This window comes from Amycolatopsis sacchari, assembly GCF_900114035.1.
GTDB lineage: Bacteria > Actinomycetota > Actinomycetes > Mycobacteriales > Pseudonocardiaceae > Amycolatopsis_E > Amycolatopsis_E sacchari.
Window position 1 is genome coordinate 99,380 of the sequence record NZ_FORP01000002.1, and the last position, 25,240, is coordinate 124,619.

Here is a 25,240-nt window from a genome sequence, read left to right on the forward strand (position 1 = left end):
TCCTGCCGGCTTTCGTTGGCGGGTTCCGTTGTCCTAAAGGGACGTTGGTGTTGTGATGCCTAGGTGGTCTCGTAGTGTCGTTCCTTCGTAGTCCGTCCGGAAGACTCCCCGTTCCTGGAGCAGTGGCACCACCTTGTCCGCGAAGGGGTCCAGGCCCCCTGGGGTGACATGCGGTACCAGGATGAAACCGTCGCAAGCATCTGCCTGCACCAGGTCGTTCATGGCTTCCGCGATGGTTTCCGGTGACCCCACGAAGTTCTGCCTGCCGGTCACCTCGATGATCAGTTCCCGGATCGACAGGTTCTTCGCCTCCGCCAGTTCCCGCCACTGCTTCGCCGTCGCCAGCGGGTCCCGGTACATGCGGACGCTGGCCCGGCCCCTGGCGATCGTGTTCTCGCCCACCAACGGATCCACCTCGGGGAGCGGGCCGTCCGGGTCGTAGCCCGACAGGTCCCGGTTCCACAGCTGCTCCAGGAACTTGATCGCCGTCTGGCCGCTCACCTGCTGGTGCCGCACCACGTCCGCGAGTTCCTGCGCCTCCGCATCCGTGTCCCCCAGCACGAAAGTCGCCGCCGGGAGCACCACCAGGTCCGAATGCTTCCGGCCATAACGCGCCAGACGGCCCTTGACGTCACTGTAGAACTGCTGCCCGGCCTCCTTCGTCCCGTGCCGGGTGAAGATGGCTTCCGCTGTCGCCGCCGCGAACTCACGGCCCTCGTCCGAGTCCCCCGCCTGCAGGATCACCGGACGCCCCTGCGGACCGCGCGGCACGGTGAACCGGCCCGCGATGTCGAACTGCTCGTCGTGCCGCTCGAACGCCCCGGCGTCCGGGCGCGCGAGGAACTGACCGGATGCCTTGTCCGCCAAGACATCTCCGTCACGCCACGAATCGAACAGCTCCCCCGCGGTCTCCAGGAACCGCTTCGCCCGAACGTACCGCTGGTCCTCCGGCAGGAAGCCGCCACGCCGGAAGTTCTCGCCCGTGAACGCGTCCCACGACGTCACCACGTTCCAGCCCGCCCGGCCGGCGGACAGGTGGTCCAGGCTCGCGAACTGCCGCGCCACCTCGTACGGCTCGTTGAACGTCGAGTTGATCGTGCCCGTCAGGCCCAGCCGCTCGGTCACCGCCGCGAGCGCCGCCAGCACGGTGAAGGTGTCGGGACGGCCGACCACGTCCAGGTCGTAGATCTTCCCGCCCTGCTCCCGCAACCGCAGCCCCTCGGCGAGGAAGAAGAAGTCGAACTTCGCCCGCTCCGCCGTCTGCGCCAGGTGCACGAACGAACTGAACTCGATGTGGCTGCCCGCCTCCGGATCACTCCACACCGTCGTGTTGTTGACCCCCGGGAAGTGCGCGGCCAGGTGGATCTGCTTCGTCATGTCGGAACTCCCTCAGGCGGCGTAGCGGTTGGCCGGACGGTCGAGGCCCAGCAGGCCCCGCAACGTGTTCGCTTCGTAGGAACGGCGGAAAACGCCGCACTGCTGGAGTTCGGGCACCAGCCCGCGCGTGATCGCGGTCAGGTCGTGGGGAACCGCACCCGGCCGCAGCCGGAACCGCGAGACACCCCAGCCGAGCAGGTGGTCCGCGAGCTGTGCCGGTGTCCCCACGAAGATCTCCGCGTCGGAGGTGTACTCGTCCCCTGCCACGTCGTCCAAGCGCGCCTTGCGGTCCCGTGCCGCCTGTTCGGTTTCGTCCAGGAACACCACCAGATCCGCGAACACGAGCGGCCCCTCGACCGGCGCGTCCCGCTCGGTGACGAACACCAGGTCGGCGCCGCGCTCGGCCAGCCGGTAGGCGACCGGTACGTGCGCGAGCACCGCCACGGGCGGCTGGCCCTGCGGCGGACGCGGCGTGATCGACGGCCCCTTCACGCTGAAGAACCGGCCCTCGAAATCGATGTAGTGCAGCTTGTCCCGGTCGATGAACCGGCCGGTCGCCACGTCGCGGATCTCCGCGTCGTCCTCCCAGCTGTCCCACAACCGCCGCACCACCTCCACGTAGTCGGCGGCCTCGTCGAACAGGTCCTCGCGCGAGAGCACCTCGCGACGGCCGAAGTGGCCGGCCTCGGCCTGCGAAGCCGACACCCGCACCCGCACGCCCCCGCGACCGCTGCTGACGTAGTCGAGCGTCGCGATGGCCTTCGAGATGTGGAACGGCTCGGTGTGTGTCGCGAGAACCGTCGGTACGAACCCGACGTGCCGCGTCAACGGCGCCACCCGCGAAGCGATGAGAACGGCGTCGAGCCTGCCCTGCACCCGGTCGGTCCGGTCCGTCTGCGGGCTGAGCGAATCCTCGATCGTGACGAAGTCGAGCAGCCCGCGCTCGGCCTCCGCCGCGAGGTCCGCCCAGTACCCCGCGGTGAACAGCTCAGCGGGCCGGGCGTCCGGTTCCCGCCAGGCGGCCGGGTGCCAGCCGGCCCCGTCGAGTGCGACGGCGAGACGAAGACTCTGCGACATGCCCTGTTCCTTTCGCCGGAGGCGCCATCACCGGTTCAAACGAATGCCCCCGGCGCCTATTTCCCCGGTCCACGGAGTGGGAAGGGGTAGGGGAAACCGGATGGCCCGGCCCGCACCGCCCGGGCAAGCTGGGGTGGTGAACCGCCGCCTGCTCACCGCACCCTTCACCAGGGTGTTCGCGAAAGAACTGCTGTGGGCGCTGATGCCGTTCCTCCCCACGCTCGTGTGCGTGGTGGTGCTGGCCGCCGGGCTCGTGCTGGGCACCCTGCTGTCCCCGGTGTTCCTCGGCGTGCTGCTGCTGGCCGGGGTGCTCGACGCCGTGCGCGACCTCGGCGGCCTGCACCGGCGGCTCGCGCGGCGGCTGCTCGGCGTGACGGTCGCCGACCCGCCGCCTCCGCTGCGGAGCCTCCGTGCCCGCCTCCGCGACCGCGTCGCCCGGCGCACCTTCGGCTACCTGCTCGTGCGCCTGCCGCTGTCGTTCGTGAACCTCACGGTCGCCGTGACGCTGCTGGGGTACGGGCTGCTGGCGCTGACCTACCCGCTGTACTGGGGTGCCACGAGGGGCAGCCTGCTGCCGCTGACCGACCTCAGGTTCTCCACGTGGTTCGCGTCCCTGCCGTTCGCGCTCGCCGGCGCGGCACTCCTGCTCGCGACGCCGTGGCTGCTGCACGGGCTGACCAGCCTCGACCGCGCACTCGTGGTGAGCCTGCTCGGGCCGAGGAGCCTCACCGAGCGGGTTCGCGACCTCGAACAGAGCCGCGCGGAGGTCATGGACGACGCGACGACCCGGCTGCGGCGCATCGAGCGCGACCTGCACGACGGGGCGCAGGCGCAGCTCGTCGCGCTGGCGATGAAACTCGGGCTCGCCCGCGACGAGCTGGCGCGCGAGGACACCGACGTCGCCACCCTGCGCAGGCTCGTGGGCGCCGCCCACGGTGAGGCGAAGCAGGCGCTGACCGAGCTGCGCGACCTCGCCCGCGGCATCCGGCCGCCCGCGCTCGACGCCGGGCTCGAGGTCGCGCTCACCACGCTCGCCGCCCGCAGCGCCGTCGACGTGCGGCTGCACGTGGACCTGCCCGACCGCCCGTCGCCCGCGCTGGAGACCCTGCTGTACTTCAGCGCCGCGGAACTGCTGACGAACGCGGTCAAACACGGCCACGCGCCGGTCGTGCACGTCGAGCTGACGGCACCGGACGGCGTGGTGCGGCTGGTGGTGTCCGACGAGGGCGAAGGCGGCGCGCGGCTGTCGCCCGGCGGCGGGCTCGCCGGGGTGGCCGAGCGCGTCGGTACCGTCGACGGGCACCTGGACATCGCGAGCCCGCTCGGTGGTCCTACGGTGATCACGGCGCGAATACCGGCGGGGGGCTGACATGCGCATCGTGGTGGCGGAGGATTCGGCGATCCTGCGGGCCGGGCTGGTGGAACTGCTGACGTTGCGGGGCCACGAGGTCGTCGACGAGGTCAAGGAGGCCGAGTCGCTCCGCAGGGCGGTGCGGGAACACCGGCCCGATGTGTCCATAGTGGACATCAGGATGCCACCGGGGTTCACCGACGAGGGGTTGCGTGCCGCGCTCGAACTCCGCCGGGAGAACCCGCGCACGGCGGTGCTGCTGTTCTCCCAGTACGTCGAGACGTCCTACGCCGCCGAACTGCTGGCCGACCGCGCGGGCGGCGTGGGCTACCTCCTCAAGGACCGGGTGGCCGACGTGGCGGAGTTCCTCGACGCGCTGCGCCGGGTCGCCGCCGGGGAAACCGTGCTCGACCCCGAGGTGGTGAGCCAGCTGTTCGGCGCCGCCCGCAGGTCGGACGCGCTGGCGCGGCTCACCGACCGGGAACGCGACGTGCTCGCGCTGATGGCGGAGGGCCGGTCGAACGGCGCGATCGCGGCGAAGCTGCACCTTTCGGGCGGCTCGGTGGAGAAGTACGTCACGCGGCTGTTCGACAAGCTCGGCCTGCCACCGTCCGAAGAGGACAACCGGCGCGTGCTCGCCGTGCTGCGGTACCTGGATCCGTAATACGGTGGGGGCATGCACTCCACGGAGATCGAGATCCGCACCGGACGGCAGGCGGTCGTGCACGACCTGACCAGGGAGGCCGAGTCGTTCCTCGCCGGGGCCGGCGCCGGGGACGGGCTGCTGCACGTCTGGGTCCCGCACGCCACGGCGGGCCTGGCGATCCTGGAGACCGGCGCGGGCAGCGACGACGACCTGCTGTCGGCGATCGACGACCTGCTCCCGCGCGAGAACCGCTGGCGCCACCAGCACGGCAGCCCCGGCCACGGCCGTGACCACGTGCTGCCCGCGTTCCTGCCGCCGTACGCCACGGTTCCCGTCCTCGGCGGCTCGCTCGCGCTCGGCACGTGGCAGTCGGTGTGCCTGGTGGACACCAACGTGGACAACCAGGTGCGCAAGGTGCGGTTCAGCTTCCTCGCGGGCTGAACCGCTTCGGCACCAGCAGCACCACGAGTCCCGCGGCGAGCAGGGCGCCGAGCACCCACAGCGCGACGGTCACGTCCGGCGCCCCGCCGGTGCCCTGCAGCACGCTGCGCAGGCCCTCGGTGGAGAACCGGAACGGCGTCCACGACCACAGCGCCACCCGGTACGCCGGGTGCAGCAGCTCCGGCACCTGCCCCGCGACAGCGGGCGCGAGCAGGTAGAGCGGCGCGAGCACGGCCATCGCGCCCAGCCCGAACAACCGCAGCAGCGCGCCCTGCACCGCGGCGAACGCCGTCGCGACGAGGAACACGAAACCCAGCACGTCCCAGCCGAGCGGCAGGCTCGCGTCCCACAGCTTGAGGAACCCGGCCGGCACCGCGGTCATCAGCACCCCGCTCGCGAACACCCGCACCAGCCGGGCGCCGAGCCGGATCTCCTGACCTTGCCGCCGCGCGGCGACGAGCAGCACGGCGCCCGCGGCGAGTGAGCCGAGCCAGCACAGGATGCTCACGGCGAGCGGTGCCGTCCGGCCGGCGGTGCTCGCGGGATGCACCGTCTCGACCCGCGCGCCGGGCACCGCCGTGGTCAGGAGCTGTTGCACCGCTTGGGTTCCCGCCGGGTTGACGGCGCCGGAGACGACGACGGTGGCGGGCTGCCCCAGTTCGAGGACGCCGTAGACCTCCTTGTCGTCGAGCAGTTTCCTGGCCTCGTCGCGGGTCGTGACGCGCCAGCTCACCGCTTCACCGCCATGCGCCGTGATCTGCTGCGCGAGCGCCGGTGGCGCCACGACCGCGACCGGCAGCCCGTGTGGTCCCGCAGTGGCCTGCACCCCGACCGTCACCAGCCCCAGCACGACGGCGATCACCGCACCCGCCAGCGCCGCGAGGGAGGCGAGCTTCATGACGTCCTCCAGTTTTTCCTCACTCGTTGAATTAAGGAGGACGGTAGGCAGCGGCGACCCGAAAGTCAACCCGTGTTGAATAACGCTGCCGGTACGGTCGGAGACGTGGACAAGCGACTCGTGCTGTGGGACATCGACCAGACCCTCATCGACCTCCGTGGCGCGGGCCGCGAGTGGTACGCGCGCGTGCTCGAAGAGGTGACCGGCGTGCCGATGACCGGCATGCCGTCGTTCTTCGGGCGCACCGAGCTGGCGATCACGTCGGAAGTGCTGCGGCTGCACGGCATCGAGCCGGACGAGGAGACCGTGCGGAAGGTGTGGGCCGGTCTGGTGACGGCCGCGCAGCAGTCGCTCGCGACGATGGCCGGCGGCGGTTTCGTGTTACCGGGCGCGGAATCCGCGCTCGCGGCACTCGCGCTGGAGGGCCGCGCGGTGCAGTCGCTGGTGACCGGCAACCTGCGCGAGATCGCCTGGCACAAGCTCGCCACGTTCAGGCTGCACGAGCACCTGGACTTCGAGATCGGCGGCTACGGCTCGCTTTCGGCGCACCGGCCGGACCTCGTGGCGTACGCGGTGGAGCAGGCCGCCACCCGGCACAGCCCGTTCGCGCGCGGGGCGGTGATCGTCATCGGCGACACCCCGCACGACATCGACGCGGCACTGGCCCACGGGGCGACGGCGGTCGGTGTCGCGACAGGCCGTTTCGACGCGGCAGCCCTGCGCGAGGCAGGTGCGCACGTCGTGCTGAAGGACCTGTCGGACACCGGCGCCGTGCTGGACGCCGTGCTGGGCTGAGGTCAGCCGCGGACGAGCTTCACCAGGTGGGCGACCACGTCGTCCACCGGGATGTCCTGGCGCTCGCCGGAGGCGCGGTCCTTGACCTCGACCACGCCCTTCGCGAGGCCGCGGCCGACGACGAGGATCGTCGGTACGCCGATCAGCTCCGCGTCGGCGAACTTCACGCCCGGCGTGGCCTTGCGGTCGTCGAGCAGGACGCGCACACCCGCGGCGTCCAGCTCGGCGGCGAGCTTCTCCGCGCCCGCGAACACGCTTTCGTCCTTGCCCGCGATCACCACGTGCACGTCGGCGGGCGCCACGGCACGCGGCCACACCAGGCCCAGTTCGTCGTGGTGCTGCTCGGCGATCACGCCGACCAGGCGGGACACGCCGATGCCGTAGGAGCCCATCGTGATGCGGATCGGCTTCGAGTCGGCGCCGAGCGCGTCCACCTCGAAGGCGTCCGTGTACTTGCGGCCCAGCTGGAAGATGTGGCCGATCTCGATGCCGCGGGCGGCGACGAGCGTGCCCTCGCCGTCGGGCGACGCGTCACCCTCGCGGACCTCGGCGGCCTCGATCGTGCCGTCGGGGGTGAAGTCGCGGCCGGCGACCAGGTCCACGACGTGGTGGTCGGCCTTGTCGGCACCGGTCACCCACGCCGTGCCGGTCACCACGCGGGGGTCGACGAGGTAGCGGATCCCGTTGTCCTGCAACGCCTTCGGGCCGATGTAGCCCTTGACGAGGAAGGGGTTCGCGGCGAAGTCGGCGTCGTCGAGCAGCGCGACCTCGGCGGGCTCCAGCGAGGCTTCGAGGCGCTTCGGGTCGACCTCGCGGTCACCGGGGATGCCGATGCCGAGGATCTCCCAGTCCTTCGCGCCGGGCCGGCGGATCTTCACCATGACGTTCTTGAGCGTGTCCGCCGCGGTGAACGTGCGGCCCAGGTCGGTCTTGGTGTTGAGGTAGTCGACCAGCGTCGCGATCGTGGGCGTGCCGGGGGTGTGGTGGACCTGCGCGTCGGGCAGGCCGTCGAGGGGCCGGGCGGGCGGCGCGGGCGTGACGACGGCTTCGACGTTCGCGGCGTAGTTCGACGCCGTGCTGCGGACGTAGGTGTCCTCACCCGTCTCGGCGACGGCGAGGAATTCTTCGGACGCCGAACCGCCCATCGCGCCGGACGTGGCGGCCACGATCACGTACTCCAGGCCGAGCCGGTTGAAGATGCGGATGTAGGCGTCGCGGTGCAGCTGGTACGAACGGTTGAGGCCCTCGTCGTCGAGGTCGAAGGAGTACGAGTCCTTCATGACGAACTCGCGGCCCCGCAGGATGCCGGCGCGGGGACGGGCCTCGTCGCGGTACTTGGTCTGCACTTGGTACAGGATGACCGGGTAGTCCTTGTACGAGCTGTACTCGCCCTTCACGGTGAGGGCGAACAGCTCCTCGTGCGTGGGGCCGAGGAGGTAGTCGGCGCCCTTGCGGTCCTTCAGGCGGAACAGGGCGTCGCCGTACTCGGTCCAGCGGCCGGTCTTCTCGTACGGTTCGCGGGGCAGCAGCGCGGGGAACTGGATCTCCTGCGCGCCCATCGCGTCCATCTCCTCGCGCACCACCGTCTCGATGTTGCGCAGCACCCGCAGGCCCAGCGGCAGCCAGGAGTAGCCGCCCGGCGCCACGCGGCGGACGTAACCGGCGCGCACCAGCAGCTTGTGGCTGGGCACTTCGGCATCCGCCGGGTCCTCACGCAGGGTGCGAAGGAACAACGACGACATCCTGGTGATCACTGGGGTGCTCCTAGGGTTGCGCACGGGCGCCGATACACGGTGACGGACAGCCTAGTCAACCCCGGCGGGGGCGCTTCAACCGGTTATCGCGGGTGGTGGCTGGAGCCGGGGTGGCTGGCTGCCGGGGGGGCTGGCGGCGCCGGTGGGGTGGCTGGGGCTGCGGGCGCTGGCGGCTGAGGGCGCTTGGCCGCCAGGGCGGGCTGGGCTGCGGGTGGCGGTGCCCGGCCAGCCGCTGGGCATGCCTGCCCCTGCAGCGGGCCGGGAGGTACCAGGCCGCTGGGTGCGCCTGGCTTGCGGCGGCGGGAAATCTCGGCGGGCCTGGCTCCCTGCGGGCGGTGCGCCTGCCGGGCAGCTGGGCGCGGCCGGTGTGCGCGGGCGGCCGGAACTGTCGGTGGGTGGGCCTAGCCTGCGGGCATGATCCTGGATCTGGCGATGGTGACGGTGGACTGCGCCGACCCGCGGCGGCTGGCGGCGTTCTGGTGCGAGGCGCTCGGCATCCGCGTCGAGCACGACTGGGGTGAGTTCCTGGTGCTGACGCCGGCGCGGGAGGGCGGGGTGCGGCTGGGGTTCCAGCGGGTGCCCGAGGAGCGCGCCGGGAAGAACCGGCTGCACCTGGATCTCGCGACGCCCGACCCGCAGGGCGAGGTGGCGAGGCTGCGCGGGCTGGGCGCGGAGGTCGTCGCGGAACACGAGGCGCCCGGCATGAGGTGGACCGTGCTGACCGACCCGGAGGGCAACGAGTTCTGCGTCGGGGCGGGTGATTGAGGCGGCGCCTCGCGGGAGGCGACGCCGAGCGCGGTGCGATGGGCTGAGGTGAGGCCAGGGAAGCCGGGCGGGCTGAAAGCGGCGCAGCGTTCGCACACCACGCCCCCTCACCTCACCGCGGTAACACCGCCCCCAGCTCCCGTGCCGCGGCGCGGAGGGCCGGGACGAAGGCCTCCAGCTCCGCCACGCCGGCCCGGTACGCCGGAGCCGCCGTGGACAGGGCCGCTATCGCGCACCCATCGGGGCCCAGCACGGGCACGCCGACCGCCCGGATGCCGACCTCGTGCTCCTCGTCCGCCACCGCGTACCCGCGAACCCGCACCGACTCGATCTCCCGGGCGAACTCCTCCCTCGACGTGATCGTCCTCGGCGCCAGCGGCACCAGCTCCAGCGTCGCCACCAGCTCCTCGCGGTGCGGCGCGAACGCGACCAGGCACTTGCCCATCGACGTGCAGTGCAGGGGCCCCCGCTTCCCCGGCTCACCCCGGATCTGGATCTGCCGCGGCCCCTGCACCGAATGCACGTACACCTGGTGGTGCCCGTCGAGCACCGCCATCAGCGTCGGCTCGCCCGTCTGCTCCGTCAGCGCCCGCAACACCGGCAGCGCGACCCCCGCGAACCCGCGCGCGTGCGAAACCCGCTGCCCCAGCTCGAACAACCGCAACCCCAGCGCGTACCGCTTCGAGCCCGGGTCACTGCGCGCGAAACCGTGGTCCTGCAACGAACTCAGCAACCGGTGCGTCGTGCTCACCGGATAACCCGCCCGCCGCGCCAGCTCCGACAGGCCCACGCCCTCGGGATGCTCACCGAGCAGGGACAGCACGTGCAGGGCCTTCCCCACCATGTCAGCCATCAACCACCCCTTGACGTCACCCGGGCGAGGTTCCACACTGCAAAGCACACCATATCGCGGAAGAGCTTTCCATATAACGGAAAGCCCGGCAAGGAGGCCGACATGGAGAGCGCATCCGTGGCCGAGGCGACCGCACTGGGCAGGCAACGCTGGCTCCGCCTGATCCCGATCGTGTTCGTCACCTACAGCCTCGCCTACCTCGACCGCTCGAACTTCTCGATCGCGACGGCCGGTGGCATGGCCGAGGACCTGCACCTCACCAGCTCGGCGTCCGGCCTCATCGCGGCGTCCTTCTTCGCCGGGTACTTCCTGCTCCAGGTCCCCGGCGTGCTCTACGCCGACCGCCGCAGCGTGCGTGACCTGATCTTCTGGTCGGTCCTCGCGTGGGGCGTCCTCGCGACGCTGCAGGGCCTGCTCAGCTCGGTCACCGCGCTGATCGTCGTCCGCTTCCTGCTCGGCGCGGTCGAGGCGGCCGTCCTGCCCGCGCTCGTCGTGCTGCTCGCCCGCTGGTTCACGAAGGCGGAACGCGGGCGCGCCAACGCTTTCCTCATCCTCGGCAACCCGGTCACCGTGATGTGGCTGTCCGCCGTCTCCGGCTACCTCATCGAGGCGACGTCGTGGCGCGGCATGTTCATCATCGAGGGCCTGCCCGCGCTGGTCTGGGCCTTCGTCTTCCGCGCGCAGGTGCGGGACCGGCCCGCCGACGCGCGGTGGCTCGCCCCCGCCGAACGCGACGCCGTGGACAGCGCCATCACCGCCGAACAGGCCGAACTCGCGCGCGTCGTGGAACCCGGCGAACGGCACCCGCTCGTCGACGCCCTGCGCTCCCCCACGGTGCTCGTGCTGGCCGCGCAGTACCTGCTGTGGAGCATCGGTGTCTACGGCTTCGTGTTCTGGCTGCCCTCGATCGTCAAGGCCGGTTCGTCCACGGGCATCGGCGCGACCGGCCTGCTGTCGGCGATCCCGTACTTCTTCGCCGTCATCGCGATGTTGCTGAACTCGCGTGCGTCCGACCGCACCAACCGCCGCCGTCGCTACGCGTGGCCGTGGCTGCTGGCCGGTGCGATCACGTTCTACGGCTCGTACCTCGCCGGGCACAACGCTTTCTGGCTGTCGTTCACGCTGCTGGTGCTGGCGGGCATCGCGATGTACGCGCCGTACGGCCCGTTCTTCGCGATGATCCCCGAACTGATGCCGCGCCGCACCGCCGGCGTCGCCGTCGCGCTGGTCAACGCCGCCGGGGCCCTGGGTGGCTTCCTCGGCACGTATCTGGTGGGCTGGTTGCGCAACGCCACCGGCAGCGACGCCGCCGCCTTCCTGATGCTGGCGGGCACGATGGCCGCGTCCGCCGTGATCCTGTTCGCCGTGAAGAACCCGAAAGCGAAGACCGCATGACCGCACGAGTGCTGCTGCCCTGGACCGATCTCACCGTTCCCGCGGACCTGGAGGCCGCGTACTACGACGGCAGCGGGGCGCCACCGGAGGGCCTCGACGGGATCGAGTTCTACGTCCTGCCCTACGACTCCGGCCCCGAGCCGCCGAAGCTGATCCCCCGGCTGCCGTCGCTGAAGGCCGTGCAGGCGCTTTCGGCGGGCGTCGACAACCTGCTGCCGCTCATCCCCGAAGGCGTCCAGCTCGCGAACGGCCGCGGCCTGCACGACCTGAGCGTCGCCGAGCACACGCTCGCGTTGATCCTCGCCGCACAGCACGACCTGCCGCGTTGGTTCCGGCAGCAGCCCGAGGGGTCGTGGGCCCGCGAGCACACGCGTTCGCTGGCCGACTGCCGGGTGCTGCTCGTCGGCTACGGCTCGATCGGCAAGGCCATCGAGCGCTACCTCGTCGCCGGGGAAGCCGAAGTGGTCCGCGTCGCCAGCCGCGCCCGCGACGGTGTGCACGGCATCGACGAGCTGCCGGAGTTGCTGCCCGGCGCGGACATCGTGGTGCTCGTCCTGCCCGACACCCCGGGCACGCGGGGCCTGCTCGGCGCCCGTGAGCTGGCCGCGCTGCCACAGGACGCGCTGGTCGTCAACGTCGGCCGCGGCACCGCGATCGACACCGACGCGCTCACGACAGCCGTGGCCGAGGGCCGGGTCCGCGCCGCGCTCGACGTGCTGGACCCCGAACCACTGCCGTCCGGCCATCCACTGTGGACGCTACCGGGCGCGATCATCACGCCCCACGTCGCGGGTGGTTCGGCCTCCTTCTACCCGCGCGCGAAGCGGCTGGTGGAACAGCAGCTCGTGCGGTTCGCGAAGGGTGAGACGCTGGCCAACCTCGTGGGCTAACTTGGCTGCGTGTGGTTCACCGTCCTCGGTCCGGCGCAGGTGACCACCGACGGGACCGTCGTCGCCGTCGGTGGTCCGCGGGTGCGCGCGCTGCTCGCGCTGCTGGTGCTCGACGCGGGCCGGGTCGTGAGCACCGACCGGCTGATCGACGGGCTGTACGGCGAGCAGCCGCCCGAAGGCGCCGCGAACGCGCTCCAGGCCCAGGTTTCGCGCCTGCGACGGGCCCTCGGCTCCGAGCTCGTGGAGCTGCGGCCGGGCGGATACCGGCTGGCCGTGGAGCCCGACGACGTCGACGTGCACCGCTTCACGCGGCTGGCCCGCGAAGGGCGTGAAGCGCTCGACGCCGGTGATCACGCGAAGGCCACGGAGGTGCTGGAGAGCGCGCTGGGGTTGTGGCGCGGCGTAGCGCTTGCCGACGTCGAAGCGCCCTTCGCGGTAGGACAGCGGGTACGTCTCGAAGAGCTGCACCTGTCCGCGACGGAGGACAGCGCCGAGGCGCGGCTCGCCCTCGGGGAAGCGGCGGCCCTGGTGCCCGAACTGCGCCAACTGGTCACCGCGAACCCACTGCGCGAACGGCCCGCCGCCCTGCTCATGCGCGCGCTCAACGCTTCGGGCCGCCAGGCCGAGGCGCTCACGGTCTTCGAAGACGCACGCCGCACCCTCGCCCACGAGCTGGGCGCTGACCCCTCGCCCGAACTCGCGGACGCGCACCTAGCGGTGTTGCGTGCGGAGCCCGTGCGGGCGAGGCCCGTCCCGAACCCGTTGACGAGTTTCCTGGGCCGCGAAGCCGAACTTCTCCGCGTCGGCGAACTGCTGGCGCGCGCACGGCTCGTCACGCTCACCGGTCCGGGCGGCGCGGGCAAGACGAGGCTGGCGGTGGAAGCGGGCGTCCAGCACGGTGGCGAGACGTGCTTTGTCGATTTCTCTCCTTTGCGAGACGGATCCGAAGTACCCCATGCGGTTCTGGACGCGCTCGGGCTGCGGGAGAGCGGCCTGTTCGGTTCCCCAGGTCAGACGGACGCGGTCGAGCGCGCGATCGCCGCGTTGACCACTCACAGTCTCCTGCTGATCGTCGACAACTGTGAGCACGTCGTGGACGATGCGGCCGCGTTCTTACAACGCTTGCTCACCGCCTGTCCGGGTGTCCGTGTGCTGGCGACGAGCCGGGAGGCGCTCGGCGTCACCGGCGAGGCGCTGTGCCCGCTTCCGCCGCTGGCCCCGGAACCGGCGGCCGCCCTGTTCGCCGAACGGGCGGCGGCCGTGGTGCCGGACGCCGTGCTCGACGAGGTGGTCGTGCGCCGGATCTGCACCGCGCTCGACGGCCTGCCGCTCGCGATCGAGCTGGCCGCCGCCCGGCTGCGCACGATCCCCTTGGCACAGCTGGAATCCCGGCTGGACGACCGGTTCCGCGTGCTCTCGCGCGGCAGCCGCACCGCCGCGCCCCGGCACCAGACGCTGCGTGCCGTGGTGGAGTGGAGCTGGGACCTGCTCGACCCGGCGGAGCAGGAGCTGCTGCGCAGGCTGTCGGTCTTCGCGGGCGGCGCCACGGTGGAGTCCGCCGTCGTGTGCGGAGTGTCCGAAGTGGACGATTTGCTCGCGGGACTGGTCGAGAAGTCCTTGCTGGAGGCCGAAGACGGCCGGTTCCGGCTGCTGGAAACCATTCGTGCGTACGGGGCGGAGCGGCTGGCGGAAGCCGGTGAGCGCGAACGCTTCTCCCGTGCGCACGCCGAGCACTTCCGCAGTCTGGCGCGGACGGCCGATCCCCACCTGCGCCGCGCCGAGCAGCTGACCTGGCTCGCCCGGCTGACGGCCGAGCACGCCAACCTGCACGCGGCACTGCGCTGGGCGGTCGACGCGGACGTCCGGCTGGCGCTGGAACTGATCGGCGCGCTGTCGTGCTACTGGTGGTTGCGGGGCGTGCTCAGCGAGGTGGCGCCGCAGGCGGCGCGGCTGCTCGACCGGCTGGACACGGTGCCGGACGGGCTGGCCGAGGAGTACGCGCTGGCCGTGCTCATCGCCGGTCCGTCCACTGTGGAGAACCACTTCCAGTACGTCGAGGAGATCATGCGGGCGCTGCCGGGCACCCCGCGCCAGCCGTACCTCCTGGTCGCCTGGGCGTTGTTCAGCGGTCCGCCCGACGAGCCGCCGCCCGCCGCCGCGGTACGGATCCGCGACAGCGACGACCCCTGGGTGCGGGCGCTGGCGCACTTCTCGATGAGCTACCTCGACCTGTTCGGCGGGCGGCTCGCCGGGGCGGAGCGCGAGTTTCGGACCGCGCTGGAGTTCTTCCGCTCGGCGGGCGACCGCTGGGGGACGGCGCAGGTGCTCGACGGCCTCGCCACGCTGACGGAGTTCGCCGGTGAGCGCGAACGGTCGCTGGCCCTGACGGACGAGGCGATCGCGCTCGTGGCCGAACTCGGTGCGCGGGAGGAGCTGACCGAGCTGTGGTGCCGGCGCGCGGACCGGCTGCGGCACAGCGATCCGGCGGTGGCGCGGGCGGACTACGAGCGTTCGGCCGAACTCGCGCGGCGCGTCGGCGTCCCGGCGACGCTTGCGTTGGCGCACCTGGGTTTCGCCGAACTGGCCCGGCTGCGCGGCGATCTCGCCGAGGCGCGGCGCTGGGCGGAGCAGGCGCTCGGCGAGTGCGGGGCGGGCTGGCAGAGCACGGGCGCGCGGTCACGCGTCCTGACTGCGCTGGGGCGGATCGCGGAAGCCACGGGAGACCTGGCCGGGTCCCGGGCGTGGCATCGGCAGGCGATCGAACTGACGCTGGACCGCCGGTTCCGCCACGACCTCGTGGTGGCGGTCGCCGGGGCCGCTCCCCTAGCGCTCGCGGAAGGTGATCCACCCCGGGCCGCCCGGCTGCTCGGCATCGCCGAGGGCCTGCGTGGCGCCCCGCTCGCCGGTGATCCGGAGGTGGACCTCCTCCGCGCCCGCCTCGCCGCGGAGGAGGTCGACCGGGGCCGCCGCATGTCCTACCCCGAGGTCAGGGCCTACCTGCGGGGTAGTCCTTCAGCTTGAGCTTGTTCGCCGCCCGGACGGTGAGCCAGAGGAACAGCGCCAGCATCGGCCGCCGGGACAGCATGCGGTACGTCCGGTTGCGGCCGCGGATCTTCGCCGCCGTTTCCGGTGCCAGGAACGGACCCGCGTTGCGGGCCTGCTTCAGCCCGGCCTCGGCGGCGGGCCGCACCTCCCGCGCGTACCGCGCGAACGCGACGCGGTGATCACCGCCCGCCGCGGCCAGTTCGCCCGCCAGCACGTAGGCCGCCATCATCGCCAACCCCGTTCCGCTGCCGCCAGGGCCCGCGCCCCACGCCGCGTCGCCGACCAGCGCGACCCTGCCCCGCGTGTACCGCTCCAGGCGGATCTGGCACGTCGAGTCGAAGTACAGGTCTTCCGCGTCACGCAAGGCTTCGAGCAGCTTGGGCACCTCCCAGCCGAGGTCCCGGTACAGGTCGTGCACGATCTTCTTCTGCTGCTCGGCGTCGTGCCGGTCGTACGCCAGCCCGTCGGCCTGGAAGCAGAACCCGACGCCGATCCGCCCCGTCCCGCGGATACCGCTCACCAGCACCGCGCGCCCCGGCGCGTTGTACATGAGGACCTTCCGGTCGAGGCCCAGGTGATCGGGCGCGGAGAAGCCCGCGAACGAGTAGCCGGTGTCGGTGCGGAACCGCGACTCCGGCCCGAAGGTCAGTGCCCGGACCCCCGAGTGCAGCCCGTCGGCGCCGAGCACGAGGTCGAACCGCCGGGGCGCGCCGTGGGCGAAGGTGACGTCCACGCCGTCGGCGTCCTCGCGCAGGGAGGTGATCCAGTCGCCGAAGACGTACTCGGTCCGGTCCTTCGTCGCTTCGTACAGGACGCGGCTGAGGTCGCCACGCAGGATCTCGACCTCACCGCTCATGAACTCCGGGGGCAGCGCGGCGACCTGACGGCCGGTCTCGTCGAGCGCCACCAGCGGGCCCATGCCGGTGCGGTGGCGCCAGACCTCGTCCGCCAGCCCGGCCCGGCGCAGGACCTCCAGCTGGTTGCCGCGGAAGTCGACCGCCTGCCCGCCTTCGCGCAACGCGGGTGCCCGCTCCACGACCGTTGTCCGGTGGCCGTGGCGGCCGAGCCACAACGCCAGCGACGGTCCCGCGATGCTGGCACCGGAAATGAGGATGTGCATGTCAGTCCCTCTCGTCGTCTCGATGGGACCGAGCTTCGACGAGGGCGCTGACCGCCGGCTGACCGTGCGCTGACGGTCAGGTCAGGACGCCTGGGCGTACTCCTCGACCAGCGAGGCCGTGCAGTGGCAGTCGCCGTCGATCTCTTCGCACGTCACGACGAACGTGTGCCGCACCCGGTCGAAGTCGCGGCAGCCGGGTTCGCTGCACTCCACGACCTCGTCGGTGTGCACGATCAGCGTGCCGTGGCAGTGGTCCAGGTCGGCAACGCAGTGGGGGCACTCCATGCGGCCTTGGTACCACCCGGCCGGGCGAGACCGGTGGACGGGGTCCGGCGTGTCGCCCGAGATTTCAGGCACTCTTCGGGGCACGCCTGGTCGCGGGCTTCTTGGCCGGGGCCTTGCGCGCCGCGGGTTTGCGGGCCTTCTTCGCCTCGGACACGCTCGCCTCCAGCGCCGCCATCAGGTCCACGACGTCGGACTTCGCCGTCTTCTTGCGCGGTTTGCGGGTGTCCTCGCCCGCGACCTTCGCCTCGATCAGCGATTCGAGCGCCTCGCGGTAGCTGTCGGTGTACTTGCCGGGGTCGAACACGGGCTCGGTGAGCGAGTCGATGAGCGAGCCCGCCATGCTCAGCTCCTGCGGCCGGATCTGCGGCGGATCGTCGTCCAGGAAGCCGAAGTCCGGGGTGCGGACCTCGTCGGGCCACAGCATCGTGGTCATCACCAGCACGTCCGCGTGCACCCGCAGCAGCGCGAGCGTCTCCCGCTGGCGCAGCGCGACCTTGGCGATCGCCACGTTCTGGGACTTGTGCAGCGCGTCCCGCAGCAGCACGTAGGGCTTGATGGCGGTCTTCTGCGGTTCGAGGTAGTAGTGCCGGTCGTAGTGCAGCGGGTCGATCGCCTCCAGCGGCACGAACTCCAGCACGTCGATCACGTTCGAGCTGGACAGCGGCAGCCCTTCGAGGTCGGCGTCGGTCAGCACGACCATCTCGCCGTCGTCGAGTTCGTACCCCTTCGCGATCTCGCCGTAGGGCACCTCGACGCCCTCGATCGAGCAGAACCGCTTGTACTGGATGCGGCCGCCGTCGCTCTCGTGCACCTGCCGCAGGGACACGTTCTTGTTCTCCGTGGCCGCGTACAGCTGGATCGGGATCGTGACCAAGCCGAACGAAACGGAGCCCTTCCACATCGATCGCATCGCGAGTGCCCTCCCGCTGGTGGCGACATAAGCCCTGGTCACACCGTACGCGGGGAATCGCGTCCCGACTAGTTGCGACGGTAGCCGCCGACCAGCGCCGCGGCGGCCGTCCGGGCGTGTGCGGCGGGGTCCGTCCGGCCGAAGATCCCCGCCGTGACCATGGCCCCTTCGGCGAGGAGCAGCAGCTGACCAGCCAGTTCACCGGGCAGCCCGGCCGCGGTGACCAGTTCCTCCAGGTAGGTCCGGAATGCCTCTTTGTGGTGACGGGCCTGCCGCGTCACGGCGTCGGACACGGCGCCCAGCTCCCCGTAGGAGTTGATCCACGCGCAGCCGCGGAAGCCGGGTTCGGCGAACCACAGCTCCAGCCAGTCGAACACCGCGAGGATGCGCCGCTCCGGGTCCTCGTGCTGTTCGACGTGCTCGGCGAGCCGGGCGCGCCAGGTCGTGTCCCGGCGCTCCAGGTACGCCTCCACCAGCTGCTCCTTGGCGGGGAAGAGCCGGTAGAGCCGTTTGAGCGAGACGCCGGACGCCGCGCGGATGTCGTCCATGCCGACGGTCTGGATGCCGCGGGCGTAGAACAGCTCCTCCGCGGCGTCGAGCAGCCTGTCCCTGGCGAGGTCAGGATCCATTGTGGACACGGAGCACGTCCCTGGTCAGCTCCAGGTGGCCGCGGTGCTGCGCCAGCTCCTCGTACACGTGCAGCAGCGCGGCGCCCTGCGTGCGGCCGATCGGGGTGCCGCGGTACTTCTCCGGCGTCTCCTGCCGCAGCGGCGCCCGCGGGTCCGCCGCCGCGAGGTCCGCCCGCACCTGCTGCTTCGCCTTCTCCACGCGCGCGACGAGGCCGGCGACCGTGCCGGTGGCGCGGAACTCCGCCTCCCGGTCCCGCCGCACCTCCCGGCCCGCCACCATCCGGCCCACCCAGAACTCGATGACGCCGACGCAGTGCGTGACGATGGCGTACGGGGAATTGGTCTCCGGCGGGCCCGGCCGCCGGTTCACCAGGTCGTCACCGAGCTCCGTGACGACGGCGATCATGCCGTCGAGCGCCCGGTCGGTGAAGAACAGGAACTCATCCTCGGTGATCACTCCACACCCCTCACTCGTCGGTCACCAGGACGTTACGCCACCGTCCTTCCTGGAACGGCCCGCACCGAGGATGCTGTTGCGCATGAGAAGCACGATCGACTTGCTCGGGCGCCGCTGGACGCTGCGGATCATCTGGGAACTCAGCTCCAGCCCGGCCGGTTTCCGCGAGATGCAGCGCCGGTGCGGGAACATGTCGTCGAGCGTGCTGTCCAGCAGGCTGACCGAGCTGATCGGCGCCCGCCTGGTCGCCGGCGACGCCGGCCGCTACCGCCTCACCCCGCTCGGCGAGGAACTGGTGCGCGCGCTGCAGCCGTTACAGGAGTGGAACGCGAAGTGGGAGGACGAGCTGCACGCCTGAACTTCAGCCCGGCAGCAGCTCGGTGACCAGCCGGGTCAGCTGCCGGAGGTTGCGGCATTCGTGCATGGGCACGACGCGTGCGTACCGCAACGCCGCGGAATCGCCGGTGCCCCAAGCTGATCGCGGCTCCGGGTTCAGCCAGTGCACGTGCTTCGCGCGGTCGGCGATCTCGCGCACCGCGGCCAGGTTCGGGTCGCCGCCGTTGGTGCGGCCGTCCCCGAGGATCAGCACCGACGTGCGCGGGCCGACCGCGTCCGCCCAGCCGTCGACGAAACTGCCGAGCGAATCGCCGTAGTCGCTGCTCATGCCCCAGCGCGTCAGCTTCGCCTCGGTCAGGATGCGGCGTGCCAGCGCCTCGGGATCGGCGGCGGAGGCGGTGACGAGGTCGGTGATCTCGTCGGTCAGCTCGACGAAGGCAAAGGTCCGGACCTTGCTGAACTGGTCGGCGAGCGCCCGCACGAGCAGCAGCGTGAACTGGGCGAACCCCGCGACCGAACCGGACATATCGCATAACAGCACCAGTTCCGGACGCCCGGGACGGCGCTCACGCAGCACCGGCCGCATCGGTACGCCACCGGTCGCGAGGGAGCGGCGCAGCGTGCGACGCAGGTCGATCTGCCCGCGCCGGGCGCGACGACGGCGGCTCGCGAGGCGCGTGGCGAGCTTGCGGGACAACGGCTGGATGGTGCGCCGCAGCTCGGCGAGCTGCGCGGTGCTGGCGTTGGTGAAGCTCACGAGGTCGGTCTGCGGGGCGACGGCGTGCCGCGCGATCCGTTCCCGGCCACGGTATTCGGCCGTGCGGCGGCGGGCTTCGGCCTGCACCTGCTCGCGGAACGCGGCGATGCGCGAGGTCGCCTCCTGCCGGGCAAGCGCTTCCCCGAGCCCGTCGCCCTGCGCGCCGCGGATCGCCGCGAGGACGCGGTTGAGCAACGCGTCCGGGCGCACGCGTTCCAGCGTCTGGTAGGCCGACCAGCCGCTCATCCCGCCGCTGCCACCGCCTTGACCGCCCTGCCCGCCCTGGCCGAAGGAGCCGTACTGCCCGAACACGTCGACCCCGGCGGCCGCGAGCGCCCGCATGCGTTCGGCGTCGCCCTGCGCGAGCGCCTCGACGAGCGCTTCCCGCAGCTCCGCCAGGTCCGTGGTTTCCGCGGCCGTTTCGGCGGAGCCCACGGCGACGGGGAAGTAAAGGTCGAACAACGCGTCGAAGGTGGCCCGCTGCCCGGACCGGCGGAGCAACGTCGCGGCGAGCGCGGCACGGACCTGTTCGCGGTCGGCCAGCCCCAGCACGTCGACGGCAGCAGCGGCGTCGACGGTTTCGCCCGGCCCGACGCCGATCCCGTGCTCCCGCAGGGCACCGACGAACTCGACCAGCCGGCCGGCCAGCGCGTTCACGACGACGCCGTCAGCCGGTCCAGCCGCAGCTCGGCGGCTGCCTTCCGGTGGTCGCTCTGGTACTTCAGCAGCACGCCGAGCGTCGCTTCGACGACCTGCTCGTCAAGGGTTTCCGCCCCCAGCGCGAGCAGCGTGCGCGCCCAGTCCACGGTTTCCGCGATCGACGGCGCCTTGCGCAGCTCCAGCTCCCGCAACGCGCCGACGACGCGCACGACGGATTCGGTGAGGCGGGCGTCCAGCTCCGGCACCTTCAGCGTCACGATGTCGCGTTCCAGCTCGGCTGACGGGAAGTCCAGGTGCAGGAACAGGCAGCGCCGCTTGAGCGCCTCGGACAGCTCGCGCGTCGCGTTGGAGGTGAGCAGGACGAACGGGCGGCGGGCCGCGGTGATGGTGCCGAGTTCGGGGACGGTGACCTGGAAGTCGCCCAGCACCTCCAGCAGCAGGCCCTCCATCTCGACGTCCGCCTTGTCGGTCTCGTCGATCAGCAGGACCGTCGGGTCCGGGTTGCGGATGGCCTTGAGCAGCGGGCGGGGCAGCAGGAACTCCTCGCTGAACACCTCGTCGCGCGCCTGGTCCCAGCCCTCGTCACGGCCGGCCGTGATGCGCAGGAGCTGCTTGGCGTGGTTCCACTCGTACAGCGCCCTGGCCTCGTCGATGCCCTCATAGCACTGGAGCCGGACGAGGTCGCTGCGCGTGGCCTCCGCGACCGCGCGCGCCAGTTCGGTCTTGCCCACACCCGCGGGCCCCTCGACCAGCAGCGGCTTGCCGAGCCGGTCGGCGAGGTAGACGGTGGTCGCGACGGGGGTGGACGCCAGGTAGCCGACGGCGGCCAGCCGCTCGACGACCTCGTCCACGGAGCCGAACAACGGTTCCTGCATCGCTCCATTGTCGGGGCGCGGCGCCGCCGGGCCGGGACGGCGTGCGCAACGTCACTACCCGTGGGTACGGCGCTCGTCCCGCAGGCGATCACGGCGTGTCATCCCCCGGCGGCGGATGAGGTGCGCCGGTACCGGAATCGTCACCGTCAGCGACCACTGCTCGTCGGCGGAGACGAGCTGGACGGTGACCATGCCGAGCCAGCCGCCCTCTTCACGCTGGATCCACTCGTGCAGCATCCCCGGCACCTCCGGCTCGACGCGCAGGGCGGCGGAGTTGCGGGGGCCGTAGTCGTCGACACCAGGCCTGAGCAGGCGCCGGACCTGGACCCACACCCGCCGTGGCGGGGACACCGAACGCACCCACGGCGGCCGCTCCACGTGCTCTCCCTACCACTGACGCCGGTGCCGGGCCGGCCGCTTCCCCCGGCCGACCCGGCACCTCCGACGTTAGAACACGTGTTCGATGATCACAAGGTGTCACGAGCGTCGAAATGACTGAGAGTGACCGGGGTCGCAGGACGAGGACGGCCTGGGGCAGGGTGCGGACCTGGCCGGGTTCGCGCTCGTGCGGGCCGCCGCCCTCCCCGGCGCGCGGCTTCCTGGGCTCAGCGTGACAGGAGCCGCAGGACGAGGGCAGCCGCGGCGACCAGCAGCAGGACCACCGGGGCGGACAGGCCACCGAAGTCGCGCCTGCGGAGGTGCGCCCCCACCGCGCCCACGAAGTACAGCACCACACCGATCGCCGCGGCGATGCCCAGCGGCGGCCACCAGATCCCGACGAGCAGCCCGGCGGCGCCGGCGAACTCGCACGTCGCCAGGAACGGGAACAGCCCCAGCGGCACGCCGATGCCCGTCAGGCTGGTCACGACCTGCTCGGCGCGCGTGAGCTTCGCGATCCCGGAACCGACGAGCGCGATCGACAGCAGCACCGCGACGGCGACGTAGGCGACGGTCAAGGGGACACCTCCGTGAGAACGGGTTTTCCGGCGCTCAGCCGCTCATGCACCAGCCGGAACCGGACTTCCTGATGGGCATCGGGAAGGAACGAGAGTTGCCCGCGGCCGACGCCTGCAGCGTCAGCGTGCCGGTGCTGCCGGTGACCTGCGGCGCGGCGGCCGCGGAGTAGACCACCTGCGCCGGCACCTTGTCCAGGATGGACTGCAGCTCCTGGGTTTCGGCGGCGGTCATCGGGACGCACGACAACGGCGGGAACTTCGAGACGACGCGCGTGTTGTAGGCGTCGAGGATGGCGTCCTGCAGCTCCTCCGGCGTCGCCTTGCCCGTGGCACTGCTCGACGGGCTGCTGCTCGCCGTGCGCTTGCCGCTGGACGACGCGGGCGCGGGCGGTGGCGGCTGGGGCGCGGCCTGCTGCTTGTCGTCACCACCGCCGGTGAGCAGCACGATCGCGGTGACCCCGCCCCCGACGAGCAGCACCACGCCGACGATGATCGCGGCGATGAGGCCCTTGTTGCCGCGGCGCGGCGGTTCGCCACCCGGCCCGCCCGGGTAGCCGCCGGGCTGCGGCGCGCCCCAGCCGGGTTGTTGCGGGTACTGGGGCTGCTGTCCCCACTGCTGCTGCGGCGGATACTGCTGGCCGCCCGGGTACTGCTGCCGCGGGTCGTACGGTCCCGGCTGCCCGGGCTGCGGCGGATAGGTCATGGCAAAACTCCCCCTGCTTGGATGATCAGGGGTCACGCTAGCGCTTCGTCCCTTCCGGACACCAGCGGTTCACCGGTACCGCAGCGCCGCCAGCCCCGGTTCCAGCGCCCGCACGGCGGGATGCGCGGACCAGCGCCGCACCGTGGCGGCGAACCGGCGGAAGTCCGCCAGCACCGTCGCCGACCCGATCGCCGCGCCCTGCGCGATCATGCCCTGCGCCAGTTCGCACGCGTGCTCCAGTTCGCCCGCGGCCGCGTGCGCGAGCGCCCGCCGCACCCCGAACCGCAGCCGCGCCCTGACCGCGTTCTCCGGGATGCGCGCGATTTCGCGGTCGAGCACCTGCGCCGCCTCCCGTGGCCTGCCGAGGTCGTGCAGGCACCACCCGGTGACGACCGCGACCGGGTCCGGCACGTGCGTCGTGCCGACCACGGGTCCGCCGGTCCGCTCGGCTTTCGCCGCGGCGAGGTGGCCGGCGGCGCGGTCCAGCGCCCGCAGGCACTCGCCGTGGTTCCCCGCGAGCGCGTGTCCCTGTGCCTCCCGTTGCGCCGCGAGGCCGAGGACGCGCCTCGACGTGCCCTCCCCGACCTGGGCCTGCCGGGCCAGGTCGACCGTCGTCGCCGCGTCCCCCGCGTACAGGGTGATCAGCGCCTGCCGGACCAGCGCGTAACTGGCGGCGTCACGGTCCCCTGTGGACGCCGCGACCTCGGCCGCCTTCGCCGTCCACCACAACGCCGCCGCGGTGTCGCCGGACTCCTGCGTCATCCAGCCCGCGAACTCCGCCGTGCGCGCGAACACCCTCGCGACCTCGACCGCGGCGCTCCCGCCGGCCTGCCGGGCCACGGCGCGCAACGACTGCGCCTGGCCGACGAGCATCGGCAGCACCGACCGCGGTGGCGCCACCTGCCCGAGCCCGCGCGCGGCGGCGAGCAGTTGTTCGTGGTGGCGCAGGCTGTCGCGGAGCCGGAACGCCGGTGCGGCGGCGGGCACCGCGGCGAGCCCGGCCAGCGCGGCGGCACCGCCACGCAGGACCTCCCGCCGCGCGAGTGGCTGGAAAGCGTTTTCCCCGTCGGGCGTCATCGTCATCATCCAGAGCCCGTCCTCGCCGGTTTCCGTCCGCGCGGGCGCCGGGTCCGCCGCGGGCGGGGCGGTCAGCGCGACCAGCTCGCCGTCCGCCGCCAGCTCCGCGTCGCACCTGCGGACGAACTCGGCCGACGGCTGCTGCAGCCCGTTTTCGACCCGGCTCAGGTACCCCTTGCTGTAGTACACGCGGCCCGCGAACCCGCTCAGGGAAAGGCCCTTCGCCAGCCGCAGCGCACGCAGCCGGGCACCGAAAGCCGGGACCGCACCGGTCATCGGCCTCCCCCTTTCCCGCCGCGGATTTCATTCCGCCGGATAACAGCAAACAGCAAACGGGAGGCGGGCACAAGGAGTTCGACAGCATATTGGAAGATCGATACCGCGCCGCGGCGGGGTCGGCACCGGCGCCGATTAGCCGACAAAAACCGGACATCTTCCGGAGAAAAGCGAGAAAAATGGTGGTTACCTCCCGGTAGGGCTTGTCAAGGGGCCATCCGGCTGCCGATGATTGCTCCCCGTCCGAGGGGGATTCACCGAATCGACCACCTCACCGTCCGCGAAGCACGACGCCGCGAGGGGCATCCGACGTGACGCAGGTTTTCCTCAACTACCGCGCGGCCGACGACCCGTTCGGCGTGACCATGCTGGACCAGGTGCTGTCGGCGCGGTTCGGTCCCGACGCCGTCTTCCTGGCGTCGAAATCCATTCCGCCGGGCGCCGACTGGGAACGGGAGATGTTCCAGGCGGTCGCGGACTCCGCCGCGCTATTGGTGATCATGGGACACAATTGGCTCGACGCCAGGAACGAGCGGGGACAACGCAGGCTCGACGATCCGGAGGACTTCGTCCGGCGGGAGATCATCACCGCCGAAGAGCTGGGCAAGAGGGTGATTCCGGTGCGGCTCGGGGTGCCCCGGCTCGCCGCCGGCGCCTATCCCCCGGAACTGCGGGTGCTCGCCGGCAAGCAGGACATCGAAATCCGTTTCCGCAGCGCCCGGATAGACGTCGAGCACCTGGTCGCGAAGCTGCGTGAACACATTCCCGCGCTCCGCCGCGCCGCACCCGGGGAGAAGAGCCCGGCGAAGTTCGCGGTGCACGGCGAAAGGATCGGCCAGGTGACGCAGGCCGAGCGGTTCACGGTGCACGGCGACTTCAACGCCGGCCTGCCGCCCGCCTGAAACCGGAGCA

26 protein-coding genes are annotated in these 25,240 nt (G+C 71.8%); 10 read left to right on the forward strand and 16 right to left on the reverse strand.

Annotated elements, in window-relative coordinates; translation table 11 throughout:
• Positions 1-33: 33 nt before the first annotated feature.
• Positions 34-1,377: an NtaA/DmoA family FMN-dependent monooxygenase gene (locus BMZ92_RS04540; RefSeq protein ID WP_091504445.1), complete on the reverse strand. Its 1,344-nt coding sequence runs from the start codon at positions 1,375-1,377 to the stop codon at positions 34-36.
• Between the two features lie 12 nt (positions 1,378-1,389).
• Positions 1,390-2,454, reverse strand: coding sequence for an LLM class flavin-dependent oxidoreductase (locus tag BMZ92_RS04545; protein WP_091504446.1), 1,065 nt, complete (start codon positions 2,452-2,454; stop codon positions 1,390-1,392).
• Between the two features lie 136 nt (positions 2,455-2,590).
• On the opposite strand from BMZ92_RS04545, the gene BMZ92_RS04550 reads away from it, so the two are divergent.
• From BMZ92_RS04550 to BMZ92_RS04560, 3 genes are read left to right on the forward strand one after another with little or no spacing between them, the layout of a single operon-like run.
• The gene (locus BMZ92_RS04550) at positions 2,591-3,823 is read left to right on the forward strand and encodes a sensor histidine kinase (protein ID WP_245782897.1); all 1,233 of its coding nucleotides are present in this window, start codon (positions 2,591-2,593) and stop codon (positions 3,821-3,823) included.
• Between the two features lies 1 nt (position 3,824).
• The gene (locus BMZ92_RS04555) at positions 3,825-4,469 is read left to right on the forward strand and encodes a response regulator transcription factor (RefSeq protein WP_091504448.1); all 645 of its coding nucleotides are present in this window, start codon (positions 3,825-3,827) and stop codon (positions 4,467-4,469) included.
• A gap of 12 nt (positions 4,470-4,481) precedes the next feature.
• Complete coding sequence (locus tag BMZ92_RS04560; RefSeq protein ID WP_091504449.1) at positions 4,482-4,892, forward strand: secondary thiamine-phosphate synthase enzyme YjbQ; 411 nt, start codon at positions 4,482-4,484, stop codon at positions 4,890-4,892.
• Here BMZ92_RS04560 and BMZ92_RS04565 read toward each other — a convergent pair.
• On the reverse strand, positions 4,873-5,790 hold the full coding sequence (locus BMZ92_RS04565) for a YhgE/Pip domain-containing protein (RefSeq protein WP_091504450.1): 918 nt from the start codon (positions 5,788-5,790) through the stop codon (positions 4,873-4,875). The genes BMZ92_RS04560 and BMZ92_RS04565 overlap by 20 nt on opposite strands.
• A gap of 105 nt (positions 5,791-5,895) precedes the next feature.
• Here BMZ92_RS04565 and BMZ92_RS04570 point away from each other — a divergent pair, with 105 nt between their 5' ends.
• Positions 5,896-6,585 carry an HAD family hydrolase gene (locus BMZ92_RS04570; protein ID WP_245782898.1) on the forward strand — a complete coding sequence of 230 codons (690 nt, stop codon included), beginning with the start codon at positions 5,896-5,898 and terminating at the stop codon, positions 6,583-6,585.
• 2 nt (positions 6,586-6,587) lie between these two features.
• Here BMZ92_RS04570 and BMZ92_RS04575 read toward each other — a convergent pair whose 3' ends face one another.
• Positions 6,588-8,339, reverse strand: a complete 1,752-nt coding sequence (locus BMZ92_RS04575) for a proline--tRNA ligase (protein WP_091504451.1) — start codon at positions 8,337-8,339, stop codon at positions 6,588-6,590.
• Between the two features lie 414 nt (positions 8,340-8,753).
• On the opposite strand from BMZ92_RS04575, the gene BMZ92_RS04580 reads away from it, so the two are divergent.
• Complete coding sequence (locus tag BMZ92_RS04580; RefSeq protein WP_091504452.1) at positions 8,754-9,104, forward strand: VOC family protein; 351 nt, start codon at positions 8,754-8,756, stop codon at positions 9,102-9,104.
• A 112-nt stretch (positions 9,105-9,216) separates the two neighbouring features.
• On the opposite strand, the gene BMZ92_RS04585 is transcribed toward BMZ92_RS04580, so the two are convergent.
• Entirely contained in the window at positions 9,217-9,957 is a 741-nt protein-coding gene (locus BMZ92_RS04585; RefSeq protein WP_091504453.1) for an IclR family transcriptional regulator, read from the reverse strand.
• 102 nt (positions 9,958-10,059) lie between these two features.
• Here BMZ92_RS04585 and BMZ92_RS04590 point away from each other — a divergent pair, with 102 nt between their 5' ends.
• Genes BMZ92_RS04590 through BMZ92_RS04600 form a run of 3 tightly spaced genes read left to right on the forward strand, consistent with a single transcriptional unit; the run spans position 10,060 to position 15,263 of the window.
• Complete coding sequence (locus BMZ92_RS04590) at positions 10,060-11,352, forward strand: MFS transporter (RefSeq protein ID WP_091504454.1); 1,293 nt, start codon at positions 10,060-10,062, stop codon at positions 11,350-11,352.
• Positions 11,349-12,242, forward strand: a complete 894-nt coding sequence (locus BMZ92_RS04595; RefSeq protein WP_091504455.1) for a 2-hydroxyacid dehydrogenase — start codon at positions 11,349-11,351, stop codon at positions 12,240-12,242. The genes BMZ92_RS04590 and BMZ92_RS04595 overlap by 4 nt, the downstream gene beginning before the upstream one ends.
• A gap of 9 nt (positions 12,243-12,251) precedes the next feature.
• Complete coding sequence (locus tag BMZ92_RS04600; protein WP_091504456.1) at positions 12,252-15,263, forward strand: AfsR/SARP family transcriptional regulator; 3,012 nt, start codon at positions 12,252-12,254, stop codon at positions 15,261-15,263.
• On the opposite strand, the gene BMZ92_RS04605 is transcribed toward BMZ92_RS04600, so the two are convergent.
• The 5 genes from BMZ92_RS04605 to BMZ92_RS04625 all read right to left on the reverse strand — a co-directional run bounded on the left by BMZ92_RS04605 (position 15,229) and on the right by BMZ92_RS04625 (position 18,688).
• The gene (locus BMZ92_RS04605; protein WP_091504457.1) at positions 15,229-16,407 is read right to left on the reverse strand and encodes an FAD-dependent monooxygenase; all 1,179 of its coding nucleotides are present in this window, start codon (positions 16,405-16,407) and stop codon (positions 15,229-15,231) included. The two genes, BMZ92_RS04600 and BMZ92_RS04605, sit on opposite strands and share 35 nt — an antisense overlap.
• An 81-nt stretch (positions 16,408-16,488) precedes the next feature.
• Entirely contained in the window at positions 16,489-16,692 is a 204-nt protein-coding gene (locus BMZ92_RS04610) for a hypothetical protein (protein ID WP_091504458.1), read from the reverse strand.
• Between the two features lie 64 nt (positions 16,693-16,756).
• Positions 16,757-17,602 (reverse strand): non-homologous end joining protein Ku, encoded by an 846-nt coding sequence (gene ku, locus BMZ92_RS04615; RefSeq protein WP_091504459.1) that lies wholly within the window; start codon positions 17,600-17,602, stop codon positions 16,757-16,759.
• Positions 17,603-17,670: 68 nt separating this feature from the next.
• Entirely contained in the window at positions 17,671-18,231 is a 561-nt protein-coding gene (locus tag BMZ92_RS04620) for a TetR/AcrR family transcriptional regulator (RefSeq protein WP_091504460.1), read from the reverse strand.
• Positions 18,221-18,688, reverse strand: coding sequence for a mycothiol transferase (locus tag BMZ92_RS04625; protein ID WP_091504461.1), 468 nt, complete (start codon positions 18,686-18,688; stop codon positions 18,221-18,223). Before BMZ92_RS04625 ends, BMZ92_RS04620 begins: the two co-directional genes overlap by 11 nt.
• 82 nt (positions 18,689-18,770) lie before the next feature.
• Between BMZ92_RS04625 and BMZ92_RS04630 the strand changes: the two genes are divergently transcribed.
• Positions 18,771-19,046, forward strand: a complete 276-nt coding sequence (locus BMZ92_RS04630; protein WP_218153400.1) for a winged helix-turn-helix transcriptional regulator — start codon at positions 18,771-18,773, stop codon at positions 19,044-19,046.
• A gap of 3 nt (positions 19,047-19,049) precedes the next feature.
• Here BMZ92_RS04630 and BMZ92_RS04635 read toward each other — a convergent pair whose 3' ends face one another.
• The 6 genes from BMZ92_RS04635 to BMZ92_RS04660 form a co-directional block, all read right to left on the reverse strand.
• The gene (locus BMZ92_RS04635; RefSeq protein WP_091504463.1) at positions 19,050-20,438 is read right to left on the reverse strand and encodes a vWA domain-containing protein; all 1,389 of its coding nucleotides are present in this window, start codon (positions 20,436-20,438) and stop codon (positions 19,050-19,052) included.
• Positions 20,435-21,316, reverse strand: coding sequence for an AAA family ATPase (locus BMZ92_RS04640; RefSeq protein WP_091504464.1), 882 nt, complete (start codon positions 21,314-21,316; stop codon positions 20,435-20,437). Before BMZ92_RS04640 ends, BMZ92_RS04635 begins: the two co-directional genes overlap by 4 nt.
• Before the next feature lie 54 nt (positions 21,317-21,370).
• Entirely contained in the window at positions 21,371-21,694 is a 324-nt protein-coding gene (locus BMZ92_RS04645; RefSeq protein WP_091504465.1) for a hypothetical protein, read from the reverse strand.
• 227 nt (positions 21,695-21,921) lie between these two features.
• On the reverse strand, positions 21,922-22,272 hold the full coding sequence (locus BMZ92_RS04650; protein ID WP_091504466.1) for a DoxX family protein: 351 nt from the start codon (positions 22,270-22,272) through the stop codon (positions 21,922-21,924).
• Positions 22,273-22,306: 34 nt separating this feature from the next.
• A complete protein-coding gene (locus tag BMZ92_RS04655; RefSeq protein ID WP_091504467.1) occupies positions 22,307-22,975 on the reverse strand; it encodes a hypothetical protein in 669 nt (222 codons plus the stop codon).
• Positions 22,976-23,044: 69 nt separating this feature from the next.
• A complete protein-coding gene (locus BMZ92_RS04660) occupies positions 23,045-24,328 on the reverse strand; it encodes a helix-turn-helix domain-containing protein (RefSeq protein WP_091504468.1) in 1,284 nt (427 codons plus the stop codon).
• A 311-nt stretch (positions 24,329-24,639) separates the two neighbouring features.
• On the opposite strand from BMZ92_RS04660, the gene BMZ92_RS04665 reads away from it, so the two are divergent.
• The gene (locus BMZ92_RS04665) at positions 24,640-25,230 is read left to right on the forward strand and encodes a toll/interleukin-1 receptor domain-containing protein (protein WP_091504469.1); all 591 of its coding nucleotides are present in this window, start codon (positions 24,640-24,642) and stop codon (positions 25,228-25,230) included.
• The last annotated feature ends 10 nt before the right edge of the window (positions 25,231-25,240 follow it).